The organism is Clostridium sp. 1001283B150225_161107_B6, assembly GCF_015556325.1.
Taxonomy (GTDB): Bacteria; Bacillota; Clostridia; order Lachnospirales; family Lachnospiraceae; genus Enterocloster.
This window is the reverse complement of the sequence record NZ_JADNMD010000003.1, coordinates 438,332-458,805: the sequence shown is the minus strand read 5'-3', so window position 1 is coordinate 458,805 and position 20,474 is coordinate 438,332. Positions and strand designations below refer to the sequence as shown.

Below are 20,474 nucleotides of genomic sequence, written 5' to 3'. Positions count from 1 at the left end.
AATTGAATCATGGGGATAAAGGATAAGATAAAACCAGGAGCCGGAGGAAACGGTGCCATAGGACGAGTCCTGGGAAGCGGCAAAAGAAAAGCCGTGGCAGCGGGGGTGGCTGCGGCTATAGTGATAGCCCTGGCAGCCAGCATTTTATTAAACAGAGGGAATGCCGGAAGCTATGTAACATTGTTTCCAGGGATATCCAGGGAGGAGAATAACGAGATTCTGGCAGTGCTGGGCGGAAGAGGCGTGCCGGCTAAAAGAAATGATGAGGGTGAAGTGACGGTTCCGGAGGAACAGCTGGGTGACATCATGATTGAGATGTCAGAACTGGGATATCCGAAAACGGCGCTTCCTTTTGATATTTTTTCAGATAATATGGGTTTTACTACCACGGAGTTTGAGAAGCGGCAGTATCTCCTTATGAACCTTCAGGACCGGCTGGAACGCACCCTGAAGGACATGACCGGTATTAAGAACGCCATCGTCACATTGAATGTGCCCGATGAGAGCGCTTATGTCTGGGATGATGGGGATTCCGGCAGTACAGGCTCCGTTTCTTTGACTTTAATGCCGTCCTATGACTTGTCACCGGAAAAGGTATCGGCCATCAAGAATCTGGTGGCGGACAGCGTACCGCGCCTGCTGCCGGAACATGTAACCGTGGTCAACGCGGAGTCCATGCAGGAGATGGTGTCCGATGATATCGGAAACACGGCCTACGGTCTGAACCGTCTGGATTTTGAGGCCAAGGTGGAGGAACGGTTACAGAATAAAATCAAAAATGTACTGACCCTGGCCTATCCTCCCGATAAAATCCGGGTATCTGCCACGGTTGTCATAGACTACGACAAGATGATAACCGAGAATCTGGAGTACGAGCCCCAGGAGAACGGACAGGGAGTGGTGGACCACTACCGGGAAAGCAGGGGCACGGCAGGAGGCCTGGCCGGCGCGGGAGGCATTGCCGGGGAGGAGAACAACACGGACATACCTGCCTACGGTACTGCCGGAACAGGCGGCGCGGCCCAGGGAACCGGGGATTATTACAGGGATGTGGATTACCTTGTAAGCTACATAAAGAAACAGATTGAAAAGGACAATGTTAAACTGCAGAAGGCGACCGTGGCCATCACGGTCAATGACGATAACCTGACAGAGGCCAAGAAACAGCAGCTGATTGACGCGGCTTCCAAGGCAGCCAATATTGCGCCGGAGGATATCGTGGTGTCCAGTTTCCGTGAAGTGCCCAAGGAGTCGGCTCCGGCAAAACCGGCGCTGCCGGTGCAGGCGCCTGTGGATACGGGAATTGACTACAGGACCATAGCCATTGCGGCCGGAGCCGGAATCCTTTTGTTCCTCCTGCTTTTGCTCCTGCTTTTCGGACGCAGGCGCAGGAGGCAGATGAAGGAAGACCAGGAGCTGTTTGCTCCCTTTGAGGGAGAGGCTCCGCCCCAGGCAGATGCAGCTGACCGGGCCGAGGAGGAGGCGGTGCACAATGACCTGGGCCGTATGCAGGTGAATCCCGATGACCCGGTGGAGCAGGTACGCTCCTTTGCACAGATGAATCCGGAAATTATTGCATCCATGATAAGTTCATGGCTGAAGGAGGATAAGAAATAAGATGCCTGCAGAAGAGAGAAGGCCAGCAGAGAAAGCAGCGGCTGTCATATCCATACTGGGGAGCGAACGGGCATCTGAGGTGTTCCGGTATCTCACGGAAAACGAGGTGGAACAGCTGTCCATGGAAATCACCCGTCTGCCCCGTCTGGCTGAAAATGAATTGGAAGACATTGCCAAGGACTTTTATAACTGCTGCGTGACAGAGAAGGTCATAACCGAGGGCGGACGGGACTATGCCAAGGAGGTCCTGGAAAAGGCATTCGGGCAGCAGCAGGCCAGGAACCTGATGGACCGGGTCAGCAAGGCCCTGAAGACCAAGGCGTTCAGTTTTATCAGAAAAGTGGATTATAAGACACTGATGGCAGCCATACAGAATGAGCATCCGCAGACACTGGCTCTCATCCTGTCCTACGCAACGCCGGAACAGGCGTCAAAAATCATAGCCAACCTTTCCCAGGACACCAGGGTGGATGTGGTGGAGCGCATTGCCAATATGGACCGGGCCCTTCCCATGGCCATCAAGATAGCCGAAGAGGTCCTGGAAAAGAAAATCGGTTCCTCTTCATCAGAGGAAACCATGGAAGTGGGCGGTCTTAACTACATAGCAGATGTAATGAACCATGTGGACCGCAGCACGGAGCGGGATATTTTCGACGAGCTGAACATGAAGAATCCGCAGCTGGCCGAGGATGTGCGCAAGCTCATGTTTGTATTCGAGGATATCGCATATCTGGACCCCCTGTCCGTGCAGAGGTTCCTGCGTGAGATTGATTCCAAGGATTTGTCTGTGGCGCTGAAGGTTGCCAACCGGGATGTTACTGCAACCATATTTTCCAATATGTCCAACCGTATGCGGGAATCCATACAGAGCGATATGGAGTATCTGCATAATATACGTATGAGCGATGTGGAGGATGCACAGCAGAGGATTGTGGCTGTTATCAGGCGGCTGGAGGAGGAAGGCGAGATTGTGATTTCCAAGGATGGAAAGGATGAGATAATTGTCTAGGGTATTGAAGCAGGGACAGACCGTCACGGGCCATGCCAGGGTCAGGGTATATCAGACTGACGCAGGAGCGCCGGGACAGCCCCGGACCGGGGAAAACGCAGACGGGACAGGAAATCCGGAGGGCCATGGGGCCGGAGCCAGCGGACCGGGTGCAGCCGGAACCGGCGGCCAGGACGCAGCCGGAAAGCGGTATGCCCTTATATCGGAGGAAAAGCGCAAGATTCTGGAGCATGCCAGAGAGCAGGCGGAACAGTCGGCTGCCAGGATACTGGAGGAAGCCTATGCCCAGAGGGACAATATAGTAAACACGGCACGGGACGAAGCCGGAAGGATACATGACCAGGCAAAAAAGGAAGGCTACAGCCAGGGAATGGACCAGGCGCTGGAGGATATTTCGAGGGATGTTGCCGGCATACAGGCAGCGGTTGACCGGATGGGTCAGGGACTGGAGGAATTCAAGAGCCGGATGAATGAGAAGGTGGCCGGCCTGGCCTTTATGATGGCAGAAAAAATACTCAGGAAAAAGGTGGAGTATGATGCGTCCGAATTGGCGGACATGGTGGCGTCTGCCGTGCTTTCGGAACGGGATAAGGAGAATATAACGGTCCACATTCCGGAGGATGCCGTGGGGCTGGTGGAGGTTCTTGAAAAGCGCCTGGAACCCCTGAAGGATAAAATGGGCGGTGTACTCCGCATTAAGCCGGAAAGCAGGCCCCCGGGCTTTGTCCAGATAGAGACAGAGGAGGGCATTGTGGACGCGTCACTGGATGTTCAGCTGGATAATCTGAAAAGGCAGCTGACGGCCCTGACCAGTCAGGAGTAAGGCGGTAAGCATATGGAGCTGGAACAGATAGAACGGGTCATTGAGAATGCCGGCCTGTACACATATCTTGGCAAGATTGACAAAATAGTGGGAACCACGGTTGAGTCCACGGGACCGGCCTGCAGGCTGGGAGACGTGTGCACCATTGATGTGGTGGAGGGCGGTTCTCCGGTCATGGCCGAGGTGGTGGGCTTCCGGGAGAACAAGGTGCTTTTGATGCCCTATGGCGAGACTGAGGGCATTGGTTACGGCAGCGCTGTCCGCAATACCGGGGAGCGCCTGCACATTGCGGTGTCCAACCGTCTTATCGGCAGGACCGTGGATGCCATGGGAAATCCCATAGATGATTTGGGGCCGGTGGAGGATGTGTCATACTATTCCATCACAGGAAAACCCTCCAACCCCATGACGCGTCCCAGAATCGACACAATCATACAGATGGGGGTAAAGGCCATAGACGGTCTTCTGACCGTGGGCAAGGGCCAGAGAATGGGAATCTTCGCAGGAAGCGGCGTTGGAAAGAGTACGCTGATGGGCATGATTGCCAAGAATGTAAAGGCGGATGTCAACGTCATCGCCCTGGTGGGGGAGAGAAGCAGGGAGGTTGTGGAGTTTATCAACAGGGATTTGGGAGAGGAAGGGCTCAGACGTTCGGTTCTGGTGGTGGCAACCTCCAACCAGTCCGCCATGATGCGTTCCAAGTGCACCATGACAGCCACCACCATTGCAGAGTATTTTAAGGACCAGGGCATGGATGTGCTTCTCATGATGGATTCCCTTACCAGGTTTGCAATGGCCCAGAGGGAAGTGGGGCTGAGCATTGGGGAGCCGCCGGTAGCCAGGGGGTATACCCCTTCCATTTATTCAGAGCTGCCTAAGCTGCTGGAGCGTTCCGGCAATTTTGAGGAAGGTTCCATTACCGGCATCTATACGGTCCTGGTAGAGGGGGACGATGCCAACGAGCCCATATCCGATACGGTCCGCGGAATTATAGACGGACACATCATGCTGTCCCGGAAGGTGGCTGCCAAGAACCGTTATCCGGCCATTGATATATTGTCCAGTGTCAGCCGTCTTATGAATGACATTGTGACGCCGGAACATAAAGCGGCTGCCGGAAAGCTCCGCAGGCTTCTGGCTGTATATGAGAGCAACAGTGATTTGGTTTCCATCGGAGCCTATAAGAAGGGGACTAATCCGGAATTAGATGAAGCGCTGGAACGAATCGACCGCATTTACGGGTATCTCCAGCAGAAGACGGATGAGAGCTTTTCCCTGGATGAGGCAGTAATCCAGATGATACAGGCAACGGATTAAGGGGCGGGCCATGAAAAAGTTTGTATTTACGCTGGAGCGCATGCTGGCGTACCAGGAACAGAACCTGGAAAAGGAAAAAGGCGTTCTGGGCAGGGTTACGGCTGAACGGGATAGGCTGGAGGAAGACAAACGGGATAAGGAGCTGAAAATCCATCATATCCAGGAGGATATCGGACAGCGCCAGATGCAGGGGACAACCGTATTTATCCTGAAGGGCTGCTATTCCATCCTGGAAGGCACCAGAATCCAGCTGGAAGAAATAGAGACAGAGCTGGCCCGGGCGCAGGCCAGGGTGGAGAAGCAGAGACGCATTGTGACAGAGGCTTCCCAGGAGGTAAAGAAGCTGGAGAAGCTGAAGGAAAAACAGTTGGAGGAATACCGCCATGACGAGGCAAAGGAGCAGCAGGACCTGATTATTGAGCATGTTGCCGGAGCATTTGTCAGGAATGGCGTTTCCTAAATAGAACATTATCTGCGAAAGGAGGTGAAACAGATGAACGCAGGAACATTTACACAGGCTCTCACAGCCAGCCGTTTTAAGGAGAATCCATCCGTTGGCTCAGGGGCCAGGGAAAAACAGGAGGATGCCGCCAGTTTCATGGATGTGTTTGCACAGAATTTAAAAGATGCCCGCAGAGACGGCACAAAGGCGGCAGGCAGGAAATGGGACGAGGCGGCTGATTCAAAAGCACGGGATACAGCAGATAAAGGAAAGAACCCCATGTCTGCGGACCGGGCCAAACAATCCGGGACCTCTGAAGAGAGCACATGCCGGGGCGGCAGTAAGACGGCAGTTTCAGAGACAGAGCATACGGATAACGCGGAACAGGACAGCCAGCCCGGAAAAAGCCAGAATAACAGCGCCATGACGGAAGCAGCCATCACGGAAGCAGCCATGAGCCTTCAGGCAATGATGCCATTGCTGCAGGAAGTGCCGGTCCTCACTGGGGACGGGAAAGCGCCGGATATCCAGGATGCTGTCATGCAGACGGAATTTTCCCCGGAAACAGGGAAGACAGGACAGCCTCTTTTAATCAACACGAATCCGGAGGGTTACGGGCAGCAGGCAGCTAATCCGTTCCGGGAGGTGGTTCAGCCGGAAACCGCGGAAGCGGCCAGAGGGCAGACGGCTCAGGAAGCAGTGCCCAGGCCCGAGGTCAGACAGGAGACAGCAGACAGGACCTCAGATTTTGTCCGTCTTTCAAGGACAGATGCCATGGAAGCAGAAATGGAGGCCCCGGTCCGGAACCACAAGGAGACACAGCCATCCGGTGAAGATATGTTTTCCGGTATGGGAGGCAGGCAGAATAAGGCTTTTAATCTGCTGCGGGAACAGGCCGGGACAGCGGATGAAGAACCCGGGGATGTGAACCAGGCTCTGGAGGAACTGAAACGGAATGCGGATGCCAGGGGGCTTGACCTGACCGGGAAGACAGTGCAGAACAGGGTGAATGACAGCCTAAGGCCGGTGCCGGACGCCAGGGAACAGCAGATGGAGACTCCTGTGCTGGAACAGCTTAAGACTGGGTTTGAACGGGCTGTGAAGACAGACGGCGGGGAACTTACCATCCATTTAAAACCGGAAGGACTGGGAGATATAGTGGTACGCCTGACAAGCGCCGGGGAGAAGATGACGGTACGAATCGGGGTCACAAATCCGGAGACAGAAAAGCTGGTTACCAGCCAGATGGAGAGCCTTAAGGAAATGCTGAGGCCCTTAAACACAGAAGTACAGGAAGTTTACCACAGCAGCCAGAATGCCATGGATTTTTCGGGATTCAGCCAGCATATGCCGCAGCGCCAGGGCCGGCAGGCCCATTTCGGATACAGCTATCACGGAACAGAGGACAGCGGATTAGAGGATGAACTTCTGACGGAAGCAGAGCGGATGATGGCAGAGAGCCGCATGAGCAGGCTATACGCCTACGTTTAGGCCGCTTACAGAATAGGAGAGAACAATGCCCATACAGTCAGATTACAGTACGCCTTATACATCAGGCGCAGGTGCCGCCGGGCCGGGAGCCGGTTCCAAATCAGGATTACAGGGAACAGATTCAGCCAAAGCCAGGGGGCTGTCCGACGACAATGATACGGGGACAGGGGGAACAGACAGTACAAACAGTACAGACAGTTCCGGCAATGTGATTGACGCTGTCTTCGGAAGCGAGGACGACAAGAAAGTCAGCATGGATGATTTCCTCACCCTGATGGTGGCGCAGCTGAAGAACCAGGATTTTATGAATCCGGTGGATGACACCCAGTATGTGACCCAGCTGGCCCAGATATCCACCATGCAGCAGATGGAGGAAATGGCATACAATGCAAAGAGTTCCTATGTGGCTTCCCTGGTGGGCAAGAATGTGTCCGCAGCTAAGTTCACCGTGTCGGGGGACCTGAAAAAAGCAGACGGAGTGGTGGAGAAGATATCCCTGCTGGATGGGAAATTCGTAATATATGTGGACGGGGAAGCCTTTTCCATGGATGAAATCATGGAAATTAAGGATAAGCCCGCAGCAGAAGAATCCGGTGGAAATGATGAAACCCCGCCTGACGGCCAAACTGCGCCAGATGAAAAAACACCATCCGGCGGCACGGCATGATAACCATTTTTATGAGCAGATGTTTCATGAACCGCAGCAAGGGACTGGAGGATGAACAATGGATTCCATGATTTATAATAAAATGCTTCATACCCCCATCTATACGGGGACTCCGGGTGAGCCGCCGAAGAGCAGGCCCCGGGAAACGGGAAACGACAATGCATTTAAGGAACTGCTGGAGCAGAGACTGAAGGAAGAAAGCCAGGTATCCTTTTCCAGACATGCCATGGAGCGTGTGGTGGAACGGGGCGTGGATGTTTCCTCTGAAAAGCTGGACCGCCTGAATGAGGGAGTGCGCATGGCAGAGGAAAAGGGACTGAAGGAACCTCTGATTCTCCTGGGAACCACTGCATTTGTTGTAAATGTAAAGAATAATAAAGTAGTCACTGTTGTGAATGAAGACAGCCTGAAAGGCACTGTTTTCACGAATATCGACGGAACCGTAATGATATAGCCGGTCCTTTGGGAGGCTATCCTTACCCCGAATGACGGACGGGTAGGGCGGTTAGAAAAGGAGAATTCAACATGTTAAGGTCATTATTTTCAGCTGTGTCCGGTATGCAGGCCCACCAGACAAAGCTAGATGTTATCGGCAACAATATTGCCAACGTTAATACATACGGCTTTAAGTCAAGCCGGGCCCGTTTTCAGGACGTATATTACCAGACACTGCAGAGCGCCACAGGCGGTGACAACAATAAGGGCGGAACCAATGCCAGCCAGGTGGGCTACGGCGCGCAGCTGGCAGGCGTTGACCTGAATATGGGACGGTCGGCCCTGCAGTCCACAGGCAGGCCCATGGATGTTGCCATCACAGGAGAGGGATTTTTCCAGGTGATGGACTCGGACGGAAACATATTCTATACCAGGGCCGGAAACCTGCAGCTGGACAACAACAGCGGCAATCTGGTGGATGCCAACGGATACACGGTGCTAGGCGTTACAGGGGACCCTCTTGGCAAGGCTGCCGGGGCAGACAAAATACATTTAAGCATACCCGGCAAGAACAATGCACAGTCAACTAACTCCCAGACTATCAATGGGATTGAATATACCATAACATCCCAGAACACCACCGGCGCAGCCAATGTCACCATCTCATTCCGGCTGGACGACACGCTTCCGGACGGAGCGGATGTGGTGGTAAAATCAGGGGATTTAAAGGATTCCAGTATAACGGTCAGCGTAAACAAAAATGCGGTTTTTACAAGTTTAGCTGATTTTAACAGCAAGATGAACGCCGCCATCACACGGGCCAACAGCGGAAAGGCCCATCCGGCAGGCGATTTCACCATAACAGCGGTTCCCGCGGACAAGATATTCAAGACCAGCCTTACAGGAGAAGAATTGCTGGGTGAGAATTTCGGAATCAAGTCAGGCGTACAGACCTTTACCAATGCGACAGACATCAAGGACGGCATATTCGGAGGAATCAAACCCTCCGGTACCAGCACAGAGCCCAAATTTACTGCCTCAGGCAAGGTGAGCTATGAGATGACCTTCCAGCCAGCCACTGCAACCGAGCCTGCAGCATGGATTATCAAGGCCACGGTTGAGAATGACGATAGAACGAAACGATATTTCACAGGCCAGGTCAGCGAGAACAGCACCTCGGCTAACAGCGTGTGGCTGAAAGAGGAGGATTCTTCCGTGCCCCTGAACGACCAGCCCGGCCAGTATATTGAGCTGAAGCATCCGGGCTATGCCGCTATCCAGGATGCATGCAAGGACCTTACGGGCAATGCGCTGATAAAGACAGATGTGGGTACTATCACAGCCGCAACCAACTCCAACGATTTAGGTCTGAAGAGCAAGAACTTTACCCTGACAAACGGCAGCGAGGGCGGGGATGTGGCCCTGTCCGGCGTGGGAGTGACGATTCTTTCCAATGGAATCATCGAAGCAACGCACCCTGATTTGGGCAAGATTCAGATAGGACGCATTGATTTGGTTACCTTTGATAACCCCTATGGTCTGGAGGGCGTGGGCAACTCCTACTTCAAGACCACGGCTAACTCCGGCGACCCAAAGCTGTGCCAGGCAGGAGAGAACGGCACAGGAGCATTAAAAACCTCATCCCTGGAAATGTCCAATGTGGATATCTCCACGGAATTTGCAGATATGATTGTCACACAGAGAGGTTTCCAGGCTAACTCCAGAATCATTACGGTTTCGGATTCCATCCTGGAGGAACTGGTGAACCTTAAGAGATAAAGTGATGGGAGGGTGGTATCATGATTATCCTGAAAAAGCTGAACGGCGAAGAGTTTGTGTTAAACAGCGACCTGATTGAAACCATTATGGAGACCCCTGATACCACCATACTCCTGACCAACGGAAAGCATCTGATTGTCAGGGAGTCCAAGGAAGACGTGGTCAAAAAAGTGGTGGAGTTCCGCAGGGATGCCTTCCGGGGCATACTGGAACAGATTAAGGGCTGATGCAGCAAGATAAAAGTTGAGGAAAAGGATGTAAGGGTATGGATGTCTTGTCAATTTTAGGTTTTATATTAGCAGTTGGACTGGTGATGTTTGGTATGACATTTGACCAGGAGTCCATGAGGATTGTGTATCATAACCTCAAGGCGTTCCTGGATGTTCCCAGTATGGCCATTACCATCGGAGGAACCATCGGGGTCATGATGATATCATTCCCGGCAGGGGCCTTCAGGAAGATTGGAAGCCATCTGAAAATCATTGTCAGGCCCTACCAGTACAGTCCCGCGGATTCAGTGGAACAGATTGTGAATCTGGCCACAGAGGCCCGCATGAAGGGGCTTCTGTCCCTGGAGGACAAGCTAAGTGAGATTGACGAGCCGTTTCTGCATAACAGCCTGATGCTGGTGGTGGATTCCGTGGACTCGGAGAAGGTGCGCAAGGCCATGGAGACAGAGCTGGAACAGCTGGATGAGCGCCATGCCCTGGACCGGCGGTTTTATGAAAAGGCAGCCAGCTACGCGCCTGCCTTTGGCATGATTGGCACGCTGGTCGGACTGATTCTCATGCTGGGAAACATGTCGGATGTGGATGCCCTGGCAAAGGGCATGGCAGTGGCGCTTATTACCACCCTGTACGGTTCGCTGCTGGCCAATGTGGTATGCCTTCCCATGGCAAGCAAGCTGAAGGCCCGCCATGACGAGGAATTCCTGTGCAAACAGCTGGTCATGGAGGGAGTCCTGGCCATCCAGGAGGGGGAAAACCCAAAGTTCATAGAGGAAAAGCTCTATAAGCTTCTTCCGGCCAGCTATAAGAAGCCTGGGGAAAAGGAACAGAAACAGGACGGGAACCAGGACGGAAAAAAGGACGGGAAAAGAAAGGGCTTTGGAAGACGCCGCAAAAAGAACAAGAAAGAGATTGAGGAATAGAAGGAGCTTAAACCATGGCAAAGGCAGAGGGAGGCCAGGATGTCAGCGCAATGACAGACAGGCAGATGTTTGAAGAACTGATTAAAATACATGCACAGTCAGCAGGGGAGGCCATCTCTTCCATCCTGAGGGCGGACATAGGCATAGGCGAGCCCAGGATTCAGGATATGACAATCAAGGATGTGGAGTACGGTATCCTGGAACCTGCCATCTTTGTAAAGAACTGTCTGACCTCCCAGGTGGCGGGCAATATTGTCCTGGTTCTGCGCCAGAGGGATATGCAGGTATTCTTAAATGAACTTATGGGCGTGGACGACCTTCCGGACCCGGACTTTGTCTTTGACGATGTGGCCATGAGCGCTGCAGGCGAGCTGATGAACCAGATGTCCCATGCATCCGCCTCGTCCATGGCTGAATATCTGGGCGACACCATGGATTTGTCGGACTGCCAGCTGGTGCTCTCAGACGGGAGCCAGGACCTGGCTTCGGTCATCGGAGAGCAGCCGGATGCGAGAGTCATGGTGGTGAGCTACACCATGAAGATTAAGGATATGGTGGAATCAGAGTTTATAGAATGTATATCATCCACTGCCATGGACAGCCTGACAGAGGAAATACAGGCCCGGAGAGCGGCCTTTGAAAAAGCCCGCCTGGAAGAAGAGGAGGCCCGCAAGCAGGCCCTCCTGATGGAGCAGGATTCCATCATAGGACAGGAGCGGCCGGCAGGGGCAGGAGGCGGGAGGCTCAGGCCCGGAGAGACAGGGGCCCAGACAGCCGGTTCAGGCACTGTCCGGGGCAATGTTCCCGGCGGCAGGTTCCCGGGAATGCAGGGCAGAGCGCTGCAAAACCCGTCCATGAGCGGAAACCTGAGCCTTATCATGGATGTGCCCTTAAACGTGTCCGTGGAAATAGGCAAGACAAGACGCCGCCTAAAGGATGTCCTGAATTTCAGCAACGGCACCGTGGTGGAGCTGGATAAGCAGTCGGACGCCCCGGTGGACATCATTGTCAACGGCCAGCTCATTGCGCGGGGGGAAGTGGTTGTGATTGATGATAACTTTGGGGTGCGTATCAGTGAAATAGTAAATACGAGAAGCATTATTGGAAATGGTGAATAAAGTTGAAACGGTTTAATATCCTTGTAACAGCGGGAATCATCGGAATTATATTCCTCATACTGATTCCCCTGCCCACGCCTATACTGGACTTTTTATTTATACTGAACATATCCCTGTCTTTGCTGATTCTTGTGATGTCCATGTATATCAGGGAAACATTGGAGTTTTCCGTGTTCCCCTCCCTGCTGCTGATTACAACCCTGTTCAGGCTGGGACTAAACATATCATCCACAAGAAAAATCCTGTTTGACAATGGATACGCGGGACAGGTGGTTAAGACCTTTGGACAGTTTGTCATCCGCGGAAACGCGGTCATTGGTTTTATTATTTTCCTGATTATTGTGCTGGTTCAGTTTATCGTCATCACAAAGGGCTCTGAGCGTGTGGCTGAGGTTGCTGCAAGGTTTACCCTGGATGCAATGCCGGGCAAGCAGATGGCCATTGACGCTGATTTAAACAGCGGTCTTATCGACGAACAGCAGGCAAGGGAACGCCGGTCTAAAATCCAGAGGGAAGCCGACTTCTTCGGCTCCATGGACGGCGCCACCAAGTTCGTAAAGGGCGATGCCATTATCTCCATCATCATCACCTTCATCAATTTTGTGGGCGGCCTTCTGGTGGGAATCATGAACAGCCAGGGAAGCATACAGGATATCATGCAGATATACACCACATCCACCATTGGCGACGGCCTGGTGTCCCAGATACCGGCCCTGCTCATATCGGTTGCCACCGGCATGGTGGTGACCCGGTCAGCCTCGGAGAACAGCCTCAGCGAGGACCTGACAAAGCAGTTCCTGGCCCAGCCCAGGGTGCTGATGACCGCAGGCGGCGCAGCGGCCTGCCTGTGCCTCATACCAGGATTCCCTGTTCTCCAGATACTGATTATATCAGCGGGCATGATTGGGGGCGGGTATTATCTGTACCGGCATCAGAAGAGCCTGGTGGCGGAGACAGCAGAGGAGCTGGTGGAGACAGAGGTTACCAGCGAGGCGTCCTACTATAAGAATATTGAAAATGTATACGGCCTGCTGAATGTGGAGCAGATTGAAATGGAGTTCGGATACAGCCTGATTCCCCTGGCGGATGAAAGCAACGGCGGGAATTTCATTGACCGGGTGGTCATGTTCCGCAAACAGATGGCCCTTGATATGGGATTTGTGATTCCCTCTGTCCGAATCAAGGACAGCGGGCAGCTCAATCCCAACCAGTACAGCATCCTCCTGAAGGGGGAGGAAGTGGCGCGTGGGGATATACTCATGGACCATTACCTGGCCCTGCCTCCGGGCACGGATGCTGACGATGTGCCTGGAATCGATACCATTGACCCGGCCTTCCATATACCGGCAAAATGGATAAGCGAGGACAGGAAGATACAGGCCGAGCTGGCCGGTTATACCCTGATTGACCCCACTTCGGTGGTAATCACCCATTTGTCCGAGGTGGTGAAGGAGCACCTGCATGAGCTGTTAAACCGGCAGGAGGTCAACAACCTGCTGGAGGCCCTTAAGAAGACCAACAGCAGTATTGTGGAGGACACCATCCCTTCCGTCATATCGGTGGGAGGGCTCCAGAAGGTCCTGGCCAATCTTCTGCGGGAGGAAATTCCCATCCGGGATATGGAGACCATTGTAGAAACCCTGGGCGATTACGGCAGTCAGGTTAAGGATACGGATATGCTCACCGAGTATGTGCGCCAGGCCTTAAAGCGTACCATATCGCGGCGGTTCTCAGAGGCAGGGCAGATGAAGGTCATCAGCCTGGACGACCGGATAGAGAATATGATTATGTCTTCCGTGAAAAAGATGGATACAGGCTCCTACCTGGCCCTGGAACCAACAGCCATTCAGAGCATAGTGTCCTCTGCCACCTCTGAAATCAATAAGATTAAGGATTTGGTTAATGTACCTATTGTACTCACCTCTCCGGTGGTGCGGATTTACTTTAAAAAGCTCATTGACCAGTTTTACCCCAACGTTGCGGTGGTATCCTTCAGTGAGATTGACAACAATATACAGATACAGGCATTGGGAAATATTTCCCTAAGCCAGAGGTAACGGGATATGCTGATGGAACAGACAGAGAGTGAGGATATGGTCCGTGTTCTGGACGACTACAGAAAAAGCGGCGGCCAGGAATTGAGGAACAGGCTGATTGTGCACTATCTTCCCATTGTGCGTTCTGCGGCAGTGCAGCTGCGGTCCATGGCCGGTTCTCTCCTGGAACAGGAGGAGCTTATAGACCAGGGCGTGCTGGCGCTGATTGAATGTCTGGAACGGTATGACCCGGACCGGGGCGCCAGGTTTGAAACATTTGCATTTATGCGGATAAGAGGAGCCATGATTGACTATATTCGCAGCCAGGACTGGGTGCCTCACAGAGCCAGGAATTTCCAGAAAAAGGTAGACGAAGCATTTTCCATTCTGTCCCATGAGCAGATGAGGGAGCCGGATGTGGGTGATGTGGCGGATTATCTTGACATACCCGTGGAAAAGGTAGAGAATCACATTAAATATATGAATCACGCCAACCTTCTTTCCTTTGAGTCCGTGCTGCAGGATATGACGGCCATAGTGGCAAAAGGGGAGCTGGAGGCCGGCGGCATAGAGGGAAAACCAGAGGAAAGCCTGTTTTACAAGGAGCTGATGGAAACACTTACATCAGCCATAGACGGACTGGGAGAAAAGGAACGGCTTGTCATTACCCTATATTACTATGAGGAACTGAAGTATTCGGAGATTGCCCAGGTCATGGGTATCGGACAGTCCCGTGTATGCCAGATACATACCAAGGCAATCCATAAGCTGAAAACCAGCCTGGAAGATTATATGAGAGGATAAAACTATGTTTTCAGGATTTTACACAGCCGCATCCGGCATGCTGATGAACCAGAGGTCATTAAACATGGCAGCCAATAACATAGCCAATGTAAAGACCAGCGGTTATAAACCGAAACGCCTGGTTAAGACCACCTTTGACCAGCAGCTGGTGCGGGAAATGAACGGGAGGACGGAGGGGCTGGGCCAGGGGTCCACCATATCCGTCGGAACCAGGGAGATGACCACCCACGGACAGGGACCTATTGAAGATACCGGAAAAACCTATGATTTGGCTATTAACGGCGACGGGTTCTTTGTCATACAGGGGGAGAACGGCCGGTATCTGACCCGAAACGGACATTTTTCCAGGGATGATGAGGGAAACCTGATGCTTCCCGGAGTGGGGCAGCTCATGGGGGACGGCGGTCCGGTATATGTGGATGAGGAGGGATTCCGCGTTGGCGCGGACGGCATCATTTACGATAATGAGGACGGCGCCCTGGACCAGATTCAGATTGTGGCGCCGGACAATTACGACAATCTGGAGTTTTATGACAATGGTACCTACGGGGCAGGAGACGGCGTGGAGCTGACCCAGGTCTATCCCACGGTGTATCAGGGAAAGCTGGAACAGTCAGCAGTGAATCTTAACAATGAAATGACCAGGGCCATGGAGGTGCAGAGGGCATTCCAGTCCTGCGGCAAGGCCCTGACCATCATAGACCAGATGAATCAGAAGACAGCCAACGAGATTGGAAAGCTGTAGGGGGGAACCACAGATGAATATATCGTACTATACAGCAGTATCAGCCATGAATGCGTTCCAGAAGGATTTGGATGTGACTTCTAACAACATGGCCAATATAAGTACCAACGGCTATAAGTCCATGCGCAGCAGTTTTAATGATTTACTGTACACGCAGATGGATATGCGTCCCCAGGCGCAGGTGGGACACGGGGTCCGCAATGACGGGCCGGGGACCACGTTCCAGCAGGGGATTTTCCGCAGGACGGACCGGGAGCTGGATTTTGCCATAACAGGCAATGCATTTTTCGCAATCCAGACCAGTGAGGACGAGGAAGAACCGGCTTACACCAGGGACGGGGCGTTCCAGATATCCTCCACGGATGACGGCAATTTCCTGACCACCAGCGATGGAAGCTATGTGCTGGACCAGGACGGGGAACCCATAGAGCTGGAGTACAAGGTATCGGAGGACAGCAGGGACAGCGATACTGGGGAGCTGGACCTGGACGGACTGGCGGACCGCATCGGACTGTTTGTGTGTGAGAATCCGGAAGGGCTGCAGCATGTGGGAATGAACCTGTTCCGCACAGGAGAAACCTCCGGTGAATGGCTGTCCATAGATGATTTGGATGATGAACAGGAGAAGAGCAAGGTCATGAGCCATGCCCTGGAGATGTCCAATTCCAACATGTCAACCGAGATGGTGAATCTGATGCAGACACAGCGCGCATTCCAGCTCAACAGCCGGATTGTCACGACTGCGGACCAGATGGAAGAGATGATTAATAACTTAAGGTAATGACATACAAGGTAATGACGTACGCTGAACTTACTGAAAGGGGAGATGCCCATGAACGAAAAAAGCCTTATATACAGCTTGTTTTCTAAGTTCCTGGATGAGGGGCAGGAGGAGACGCCCCGGCAAGAGGACGGCAGCGAAAGCCCGGAACGGGAACAGGATAGAGTATCGGGGCCTCAGGGGCAGCCCTATGACAGCACGGACCAGACAGAACGCCGGGACAGAGACCAGGACCACAGGGTGGAAACCGTGGAGGACTGGAACGAAACCGAGCAGAGGCGCCGGCAGCAGATGGAACGGGAGCTGCTGGAAGAGGAGAGTCCGGAAACCGGCAGGGAAGACGCCGGGCAATATGATGAGGACCAGTCCGGGTTCAGCGATGCTCAGGATGGAAGTATGGAGGAAGATGAAGCGGACCGGGATGCAAGGGTGGAGCTTCTGGTTTCAGATGACAGGATGTCGGTATCCATGATGGTTTACGGGCCGTCCGGAGGCGGGCTTGATATAACGGAGGAAATGATATACGGCGCGCTGGAGCAGAAAGGAATATGCTTTGGCATAGACCGGAAGAAGATAAGCGGTGTTGCCGGTGAAAAACAGTACCTGCAGATGGTTATAATCGCCGGGGGCCAGCCTGCCAGAAACGGGGAGGACGGCCGCATTAAGGATTATTTCCCCAGAAAAGCCCAGATAAAGTACGCCTCCAAGGGCAATGGGGGAATCGACTTTAAAAGTACGAACCTGATACATAATGTGAAGAAGGGGGATGTGGTCTGCGATATTACCTTTCCCACCGAACCGGAGGACGGCATGGATGTGTACGGACAGCCTGTACACGGCAAAAAGGGAACCATGCCCCCTGTTCCCCAGGGAAAAAACATTGTGTACTCCGAAGAAAGGGACAGGCTGCTGGCTGGCTGCGAGGGCAACCTGACCTTCCGGTCCGGCCGTTTCCATGTGGAGAATGTATTTACTGTGTCCGGCAATGTGGACAATTCCGTGGGAAACATTAACTTTACAGGCAGCGTTGTTATTCATGGCGATGTTCTGGAGGGCTACAGCGTCAGGGCAAAGGGCGATATTACGGTGATGGGCATCGTGGAAGGCGCCCGTCTCAGCGCGGGAGGCGATATTCTGCTGCACAAAGGAATGCGGGGCATGAGGACCGGCGTGCTGGAGGCTGAGGGTGATATCACGGCTAAGTTTCTGGAGGATTGTAATATTTATTCCAAAAATAATATCCAGGCGGAGTATATCATTAATTCCGAGGTGTCCTGCGGCCATGATTTGACATTGATTGGAAAAAGAGGGGCATTTATCGGCGGAAGCTGTTCTGTTTACAATTGCATGAATGTTAAGGCAGTGGGAGCGCCCAGCCATATCGCCACGTCCGTGACCCTGGGACTGACGCCCCAGCTCATGGATGAGATGGAGGCAGTGGGCAAGGAGATGATTCTGCTTTCCAGGAAACTGACGGAGCTTAATAAAGATATCTCCTATCTCAACAGCAAGCTGAAGGAGGGGACCATAACACCCTCCCAGAGGGAACGCTTATCCAAACTGAAGCTGGAGGCCCCTATTAATACTCTGAAGGAAAAGAAACTGAAGCAGCAGGGTGCCGAGCTTTCCAGGAAGCTGAGGGAGGTTGGCAAGTCCAGGCTTACGGCCAGGGAGGTATTTCCCGGAACCGTAATCAATATCGGGGATTGTAAGATGAGTATTTCCAAGAAGGAGGACAGCTGTGTCTTCTATTATCTTGACGGGGAAATCAAGAAAGGAATTCGGTAATGGCAGACATCCTGCGGGTGACCTCTCCGGTTATCAACAAGAACATTATACAGCCTGACAAGGCATTAAAGGACCCTTCGGTTCCCTTTGATATGCAGGAAATCAGGCATATTACCAAGAACCCGTCGGGCAGCGGCCTTTTGGGCCATCACAATGTGCTGGAGGGGGAAGCCGGGGCAGCCACCCTTATGAACCTGCTGAAGGACCCGGCTGTGACAGTCAATTATCTGAAAAATATCTATATGCTGGAGGAAATCATCAATCTGCTTCCGGTCAACAACAATACCGTGACCCAGGAAATCCGCCAGCTATTTGATGCCCTTCTCATTGACCCGGAACACATTGTGGATGAACTGGTAGACCAGGAATACGCTTCTACCCTGTTTAAGGGCGAGCTGTTTGACTTGCTGCGGGGAATACTGGAAGAAATGCCGGATTTGCGGATGGAAACAGCCGAGCTTTTAAAGGCTGTGAACGCAGGCATATCCAGACAGGACGTTCTGGACTCAGTGGCCAACAGCCTGGAATACCTGTCCGAACAGCTGACAGGCAGCAGGAATCTGTCCGGAATGTTTTCACAGCTTGCCGCCCGTGTCAGGGAGAGTCCCGGCGGCCGGGAATTTGAGGAGCTGAAGCCCCAGGTGCAGCAGGCCCTGAAGGAACTGGAACAGAGCGTGCTCTACACGCCCCAGGCGGCCAGGGTCATTCCCAACATACTGTATAATATGTCCCGCTATCAGGACAATGACGCCTACCTCCAGGAGGCCCTTATGAACCTTCTCATCCATGTGAACGACAGGGAGGAAAAGGCACATATCAGGGAGCTGGTAAGGGAATACATTGCCGGCTTCAGGGAGCCGGAGCATCAGATGAACCGTTCCCGCATCATGGATACCCTGGCTAAAATCATTGCCAAGCAGGACAGGGAGACACCCATGAACAGCCTGAACGGGGATAAGATAGAAAAAATCATCACAAGTCTTTTATCCTCTCCCTGCAACTATACGCCTCTTCTGCATTTTGTGATACCGGTGGATTACCAGGGGATGAAGGCATTTTCCGAACTGTGGATAGACCCAAAGGACGAAGGCAGGAACGGGGAGCCCGGCAGCCGGGAAGGAAGCCACGTACATGTGCTCATAACCTTTGATGTGCCGGGAGTGGGTCAGATGGAGGCGGAATTCATGATGGCGGGCAGGGAGCTGGGGTTCCATCTGTATTGTCCGGAATCCTATATAAGCATATTTGAAGGGCTGGTTCCCGCGTTCAGAAACATCATGGAGGAACACGGATACAGGGCGGCGGGCATAGAGGTGGAGCGCATGGACCATGTGCGGTCCCTGATGGAGGTATTTAAAAACCTGCCGTTTAAAAGGACGGGTGTAGATGTCAAAATATAAGAAAAATAAAGCAGTTGCTTTGAAATACAACGTAGATGAGGACACGTCCCCGGTGGTGATTGCATCGGGGTATGGAACGGTTGCAGAACACATTATTGATATTGCGGAAAAAAAAGGCATTCCGGTGTTCAAGGATGACAGCGCGGCATCCCTGCTGTGTATGCTGGATGTGGGAAGCAATATACCGGTGGAGCTGTACGAAGTGGTTGCGGCTATTTACTGCAAGCTCATAGAAACATCCGCCCAGATACGCGGAGTGGAAAAGGGCGTTTCAGTCTCCGCATCTGCCGGGCAAACAGAGGAAACCAGCCAGCCCGGCCGTCTGCGCCGGAACCTGGTATCCAGACACGGCAAAGATGACAGTAAGCAGACTTCATGATAACAGGGGGTATGGAAGATGGTTGAATTGCTGGACGGGTATGTGGGTTCGTCCTGTGTCATAAAGGCCAAGAACAACGACTTGATTAGCATGGGCGTCCTCCATCGTATAGGCAAGAACTTCATAGATGTGGGCAGCTCCCGCAATGAACTGCCGGGAATTCCATATAATTTAATTATTAAGCTGGAGATATACAATACACAGCTTGGATTTAAGGTACTCATAGGACGGGTATACCTGTCCTCTCCCAAGCTGGTCCGAATCGTGGAGCTCAATGAGGCCACCAATGACGAGCGCCGGGAGTATTTCCGCATCAGTACAAGGGACGATGGAATTATCTATAACTGTATACGGGGAAATGAAACCCTGGACATGGGAGAGGGGGCCGAGGATTACAATGGCCTGAAGGTGCGCCTGGTGGATATCAGCCTGGGAGGCCTGATGTTCTGTACCAGGGAGGAATTCAAGGTCAATGACCGCTTCAATATCGTCATACCGGCTATGGGGGATTCCATGCTGTTTGTATGCGAAGTGCGCAGGCGGGCGGAGCGCCCGGAAGGGGGATATGGCTATGGCTGTGAATTCATGGACATGGCCACAAAGCAGGAGGACCTGCTGTACCGGTATATCCTCAGGCGTCAGGGGGACCAGCTGCGCAGGATACGGTAGATTTGAGAGAACGGCATGTTAGGA

General features: G+C 52.8%; 20 protein-coding genes. All 20 read left to right on the top strand.

Translation table 11 applies throughout. The annotated features are described in order from the left end of the window. The first annotated feature begins 9 nt into the window (after positions 1-9). The 20 genes from fliF (at position 10) to I2H39_RS10525 (ending at position 20,450) form a co-directional block, all read left to right on the top strand. Entirely contained in the window at positions 10-1,617 is a 1,608-nt protein-coding gene (fliF, locus tag I2H39_RS10620; protein ID WP_195626424.1) for a flagellar basal-body MS-ring/collar protein FliF, read from the top strand. Between the two features lies 1 nt (position 1,618). Further along, positions 1,619-2,626: a flagellar motor switch protein FliG gene (fliG, locus tag I2H39_RS10615; RefSeq protein WP_138310709.1), complete on the top strand. Its 1,008-nt coding sequence runs from the start codon at positions 1,619-1,621 to the stop codon at positions 2,624-2,626. A gap of 4 nt (positions 2,627-2,630) precedes the next feature. After that, a complete protein-coding gene (locus I2H39_RS10610) occupies positions 2,631-3,449 on the top strand; it encodes a FliH/SctL family protein (RefSeq protein WP_243281796.1) in 819 nt (272 codons plus the stop codon). A gap of 12 nt (positions 3,450-3,461) precedes the next feature. Beyond that, positions 3,462-4,766 (top strand): FliI/YscN family ATPase, encoded by a 1,305-nt coding sequence (locus I2H39_RS10605; RefSeq protein WP_195626422.1) that lies wholly within the window; start codon positions 3,462-3,464, stop codon positions 4,764-4,766. Positions 4,767-4,776: 10 nt separating this feature from the next. Then, positions 4,777-5,226 (top strand): flagellar export protein FliJ, encoded by a 450-nt coding sequence (gene fliJ / locus I2H39_RS10600; RefSeq protein ID WP_138310706.1) that lies wholly within the window; start codon positions 4,777-4,779, stop codon positions 5,224-5,226. A 33-nt stretch (positions 5,227-5,259) separates the two neighbouring features. Next, a complete protein-coding gene (locus tag I2H39_RS10595) occupies positions 5,260-6,699 on the top strand; it encodes a flagellar hook-length control protein FliK (RefSeq protein WP_195626421.1) in 1,440 nt (479 codons plus the stop codon). 25 nt (positions 6,700-6,724) lie between these two features. Next, positions 6,725-7,366, top strand: coding sequence for a flagellar hook capping FlgD N-terminal domain-containing protein (locus I2H39_RS10590; protein ID WP_138310704.1), 642 nt, complete (start codon positions 6,725-6,727; stop codon positions 7,364-7,366). 58 nt (positions 7,367-7,424) lie between these two features. Further along, entirely contained in the window at positions 7,425-7,820 is a 396-nt protein-coding gene (locus I2H39_RS10585; protein ID WP_138310703.1) for a TIGR02530 family flagellar biosynthesis protein, read from the top strand. A 71-nt stretch (positions 7,821-7,891) separates the two neighbouring features. Beyond that, positions 7,892-9,580 (top strand): flagellar hook-basal body complex protein, encoded by a 1,689-nt coding sequence (locus I2H39_RS10580; RefSeq protein ID WP_195626420.1) that lies wholly within the window; start codon positions 7,892-7,894, stop codon positions 9,578-9,580. Between the two features lie 20 nt (positions 9,581-9,600). Further along, entirely contained in the window at positions 9,601-9,807 is a 207-nt protein-coding gene (locus I2H39_RS10575; protein ID WP_138310701.1) for a flagellar FlbD family protein, read from the top strand. 38 nt (positions 9,808-9,845) lie between these two features. Next, a complete protein-coding gene (locus I2H39_RS10570) occupies positions 9,846-10,730 on the top strand; it encodes a motility protein A (protein ID WP_138310700.1) in 885 nt (294 codons plus the stop codon). A gap of 14 nt (positions 10,731-10,744) precedes the next feature. Beyond that, complete coding sequence (fliN, locus tag I2H39_RS10565; protein ID WP_195626419.1) at positions 10,745-11,848, top strand: flagellar motor switch protein FliN; 1,104 nt, start codon at positions 10,745-10,747, stop codon at positions 11,846-11,848. Positions 11,849-11,850: 2 nt separating this feature from the next. Continuing rightward, complete coding sequence (flhA, locus tag I2H39_RS10560) at positions 11,851-13,905, top strand: flagellar biosynthesis protein FlhA (protein WP_138310698.1); 2,055 nt, start codon at positions 11,851-11,853, stop codon at positions 13,903-13,905. Between the two features lie 12 nt (positions 13,906-13,917). Beyond that, positions 13,918-14,688, top strand: a complete 771-nt coding sequence (locus I2H39_RS10555) for a FliA/WhiG family RNA polymerase sigma factor (RefSeq protein WP_330640706.1) — start codon at positions 13,918-13,920, stop codon at positions 14,686-14,688. A gap of 4 nt (positions 14,689-14,692) precedes the next feature. After that, on the top strand, positions 14,693-15,433 hold the full coding sequence (locus I2H39_RS10550) for a flagellar hook-basal body protein (protein ID WP_195626417.1): 741 nt from the start codon (positions 14,693-14,695) through the stop codon (positions 15,431-15,433). 13 nt (positions 15,434-15,446) lie between these two features. Further along, positions 15,447-16,214, top strand: a complete 768-nt coding sequence (locus tag I2H39_RS10545; protein ID WP_195626416.1) for a flagellar hook-basal body protein — start codon at positions 15,447-15,449, stop codon at positions 16,212-16,214. Positions 16,215-16,265: 51 nt separating this feature from the next. Beyond that, the gene (locus I2H39_RS10540; protein ID WP_195626415.1) at positions 16,266-18,002 is read left to right on the top strand and encodes a FapA family protein; all 1,737 of its coding nucleotides are present in this window, start codon (positions 16,266-16,268) and stop codon (positions 18,000-18,002) included. Then, positions 18,002-19,402 carry an antitoxin gene (locus tag I2H39_RS10535; RefSeq protein WP_138310693.1) on the top strand — a complete coding sequence of 467 codons (1,401 nt, stop codon included), beginning with the start codon at positions 18,002-18,004 and terminating at the stop codon, positions 19,400-19,402. Before I2H39_RS10540 ends, I2H39_RS10535 begins: the two co-directional genes overlap by 1 nt. Further along, positions 19,389-19,781: an EscU/YscU/HrcU family type III secretion system export apparatus switch protein gene (locus I2H39_RS10530; RefSeq protein ID WP_138310692.1), complete on the top strand. Its 393-nt coding sequence runs from the start codon at positions 19,389-19,391 to the stop codon at positions 19,779-19,781. Before I2H39_RS10535 ends, I2H39_RS10530 begins: the two co-directional genes overlap by 14 nt. An 18-nt stretch (positions 19,782-19,799) precedes the next feature. Next, entirely contained in the window at positions 19,800-20,450 is a 651-nt protein-coding gene (locus I2H39_RS10525; RefSeq protein ID WP_195626414.1) for a PilZ domain-containing protein, read from the top strand. Positions 20,451-20,474 lie beyond the last annotated feature (24 nt).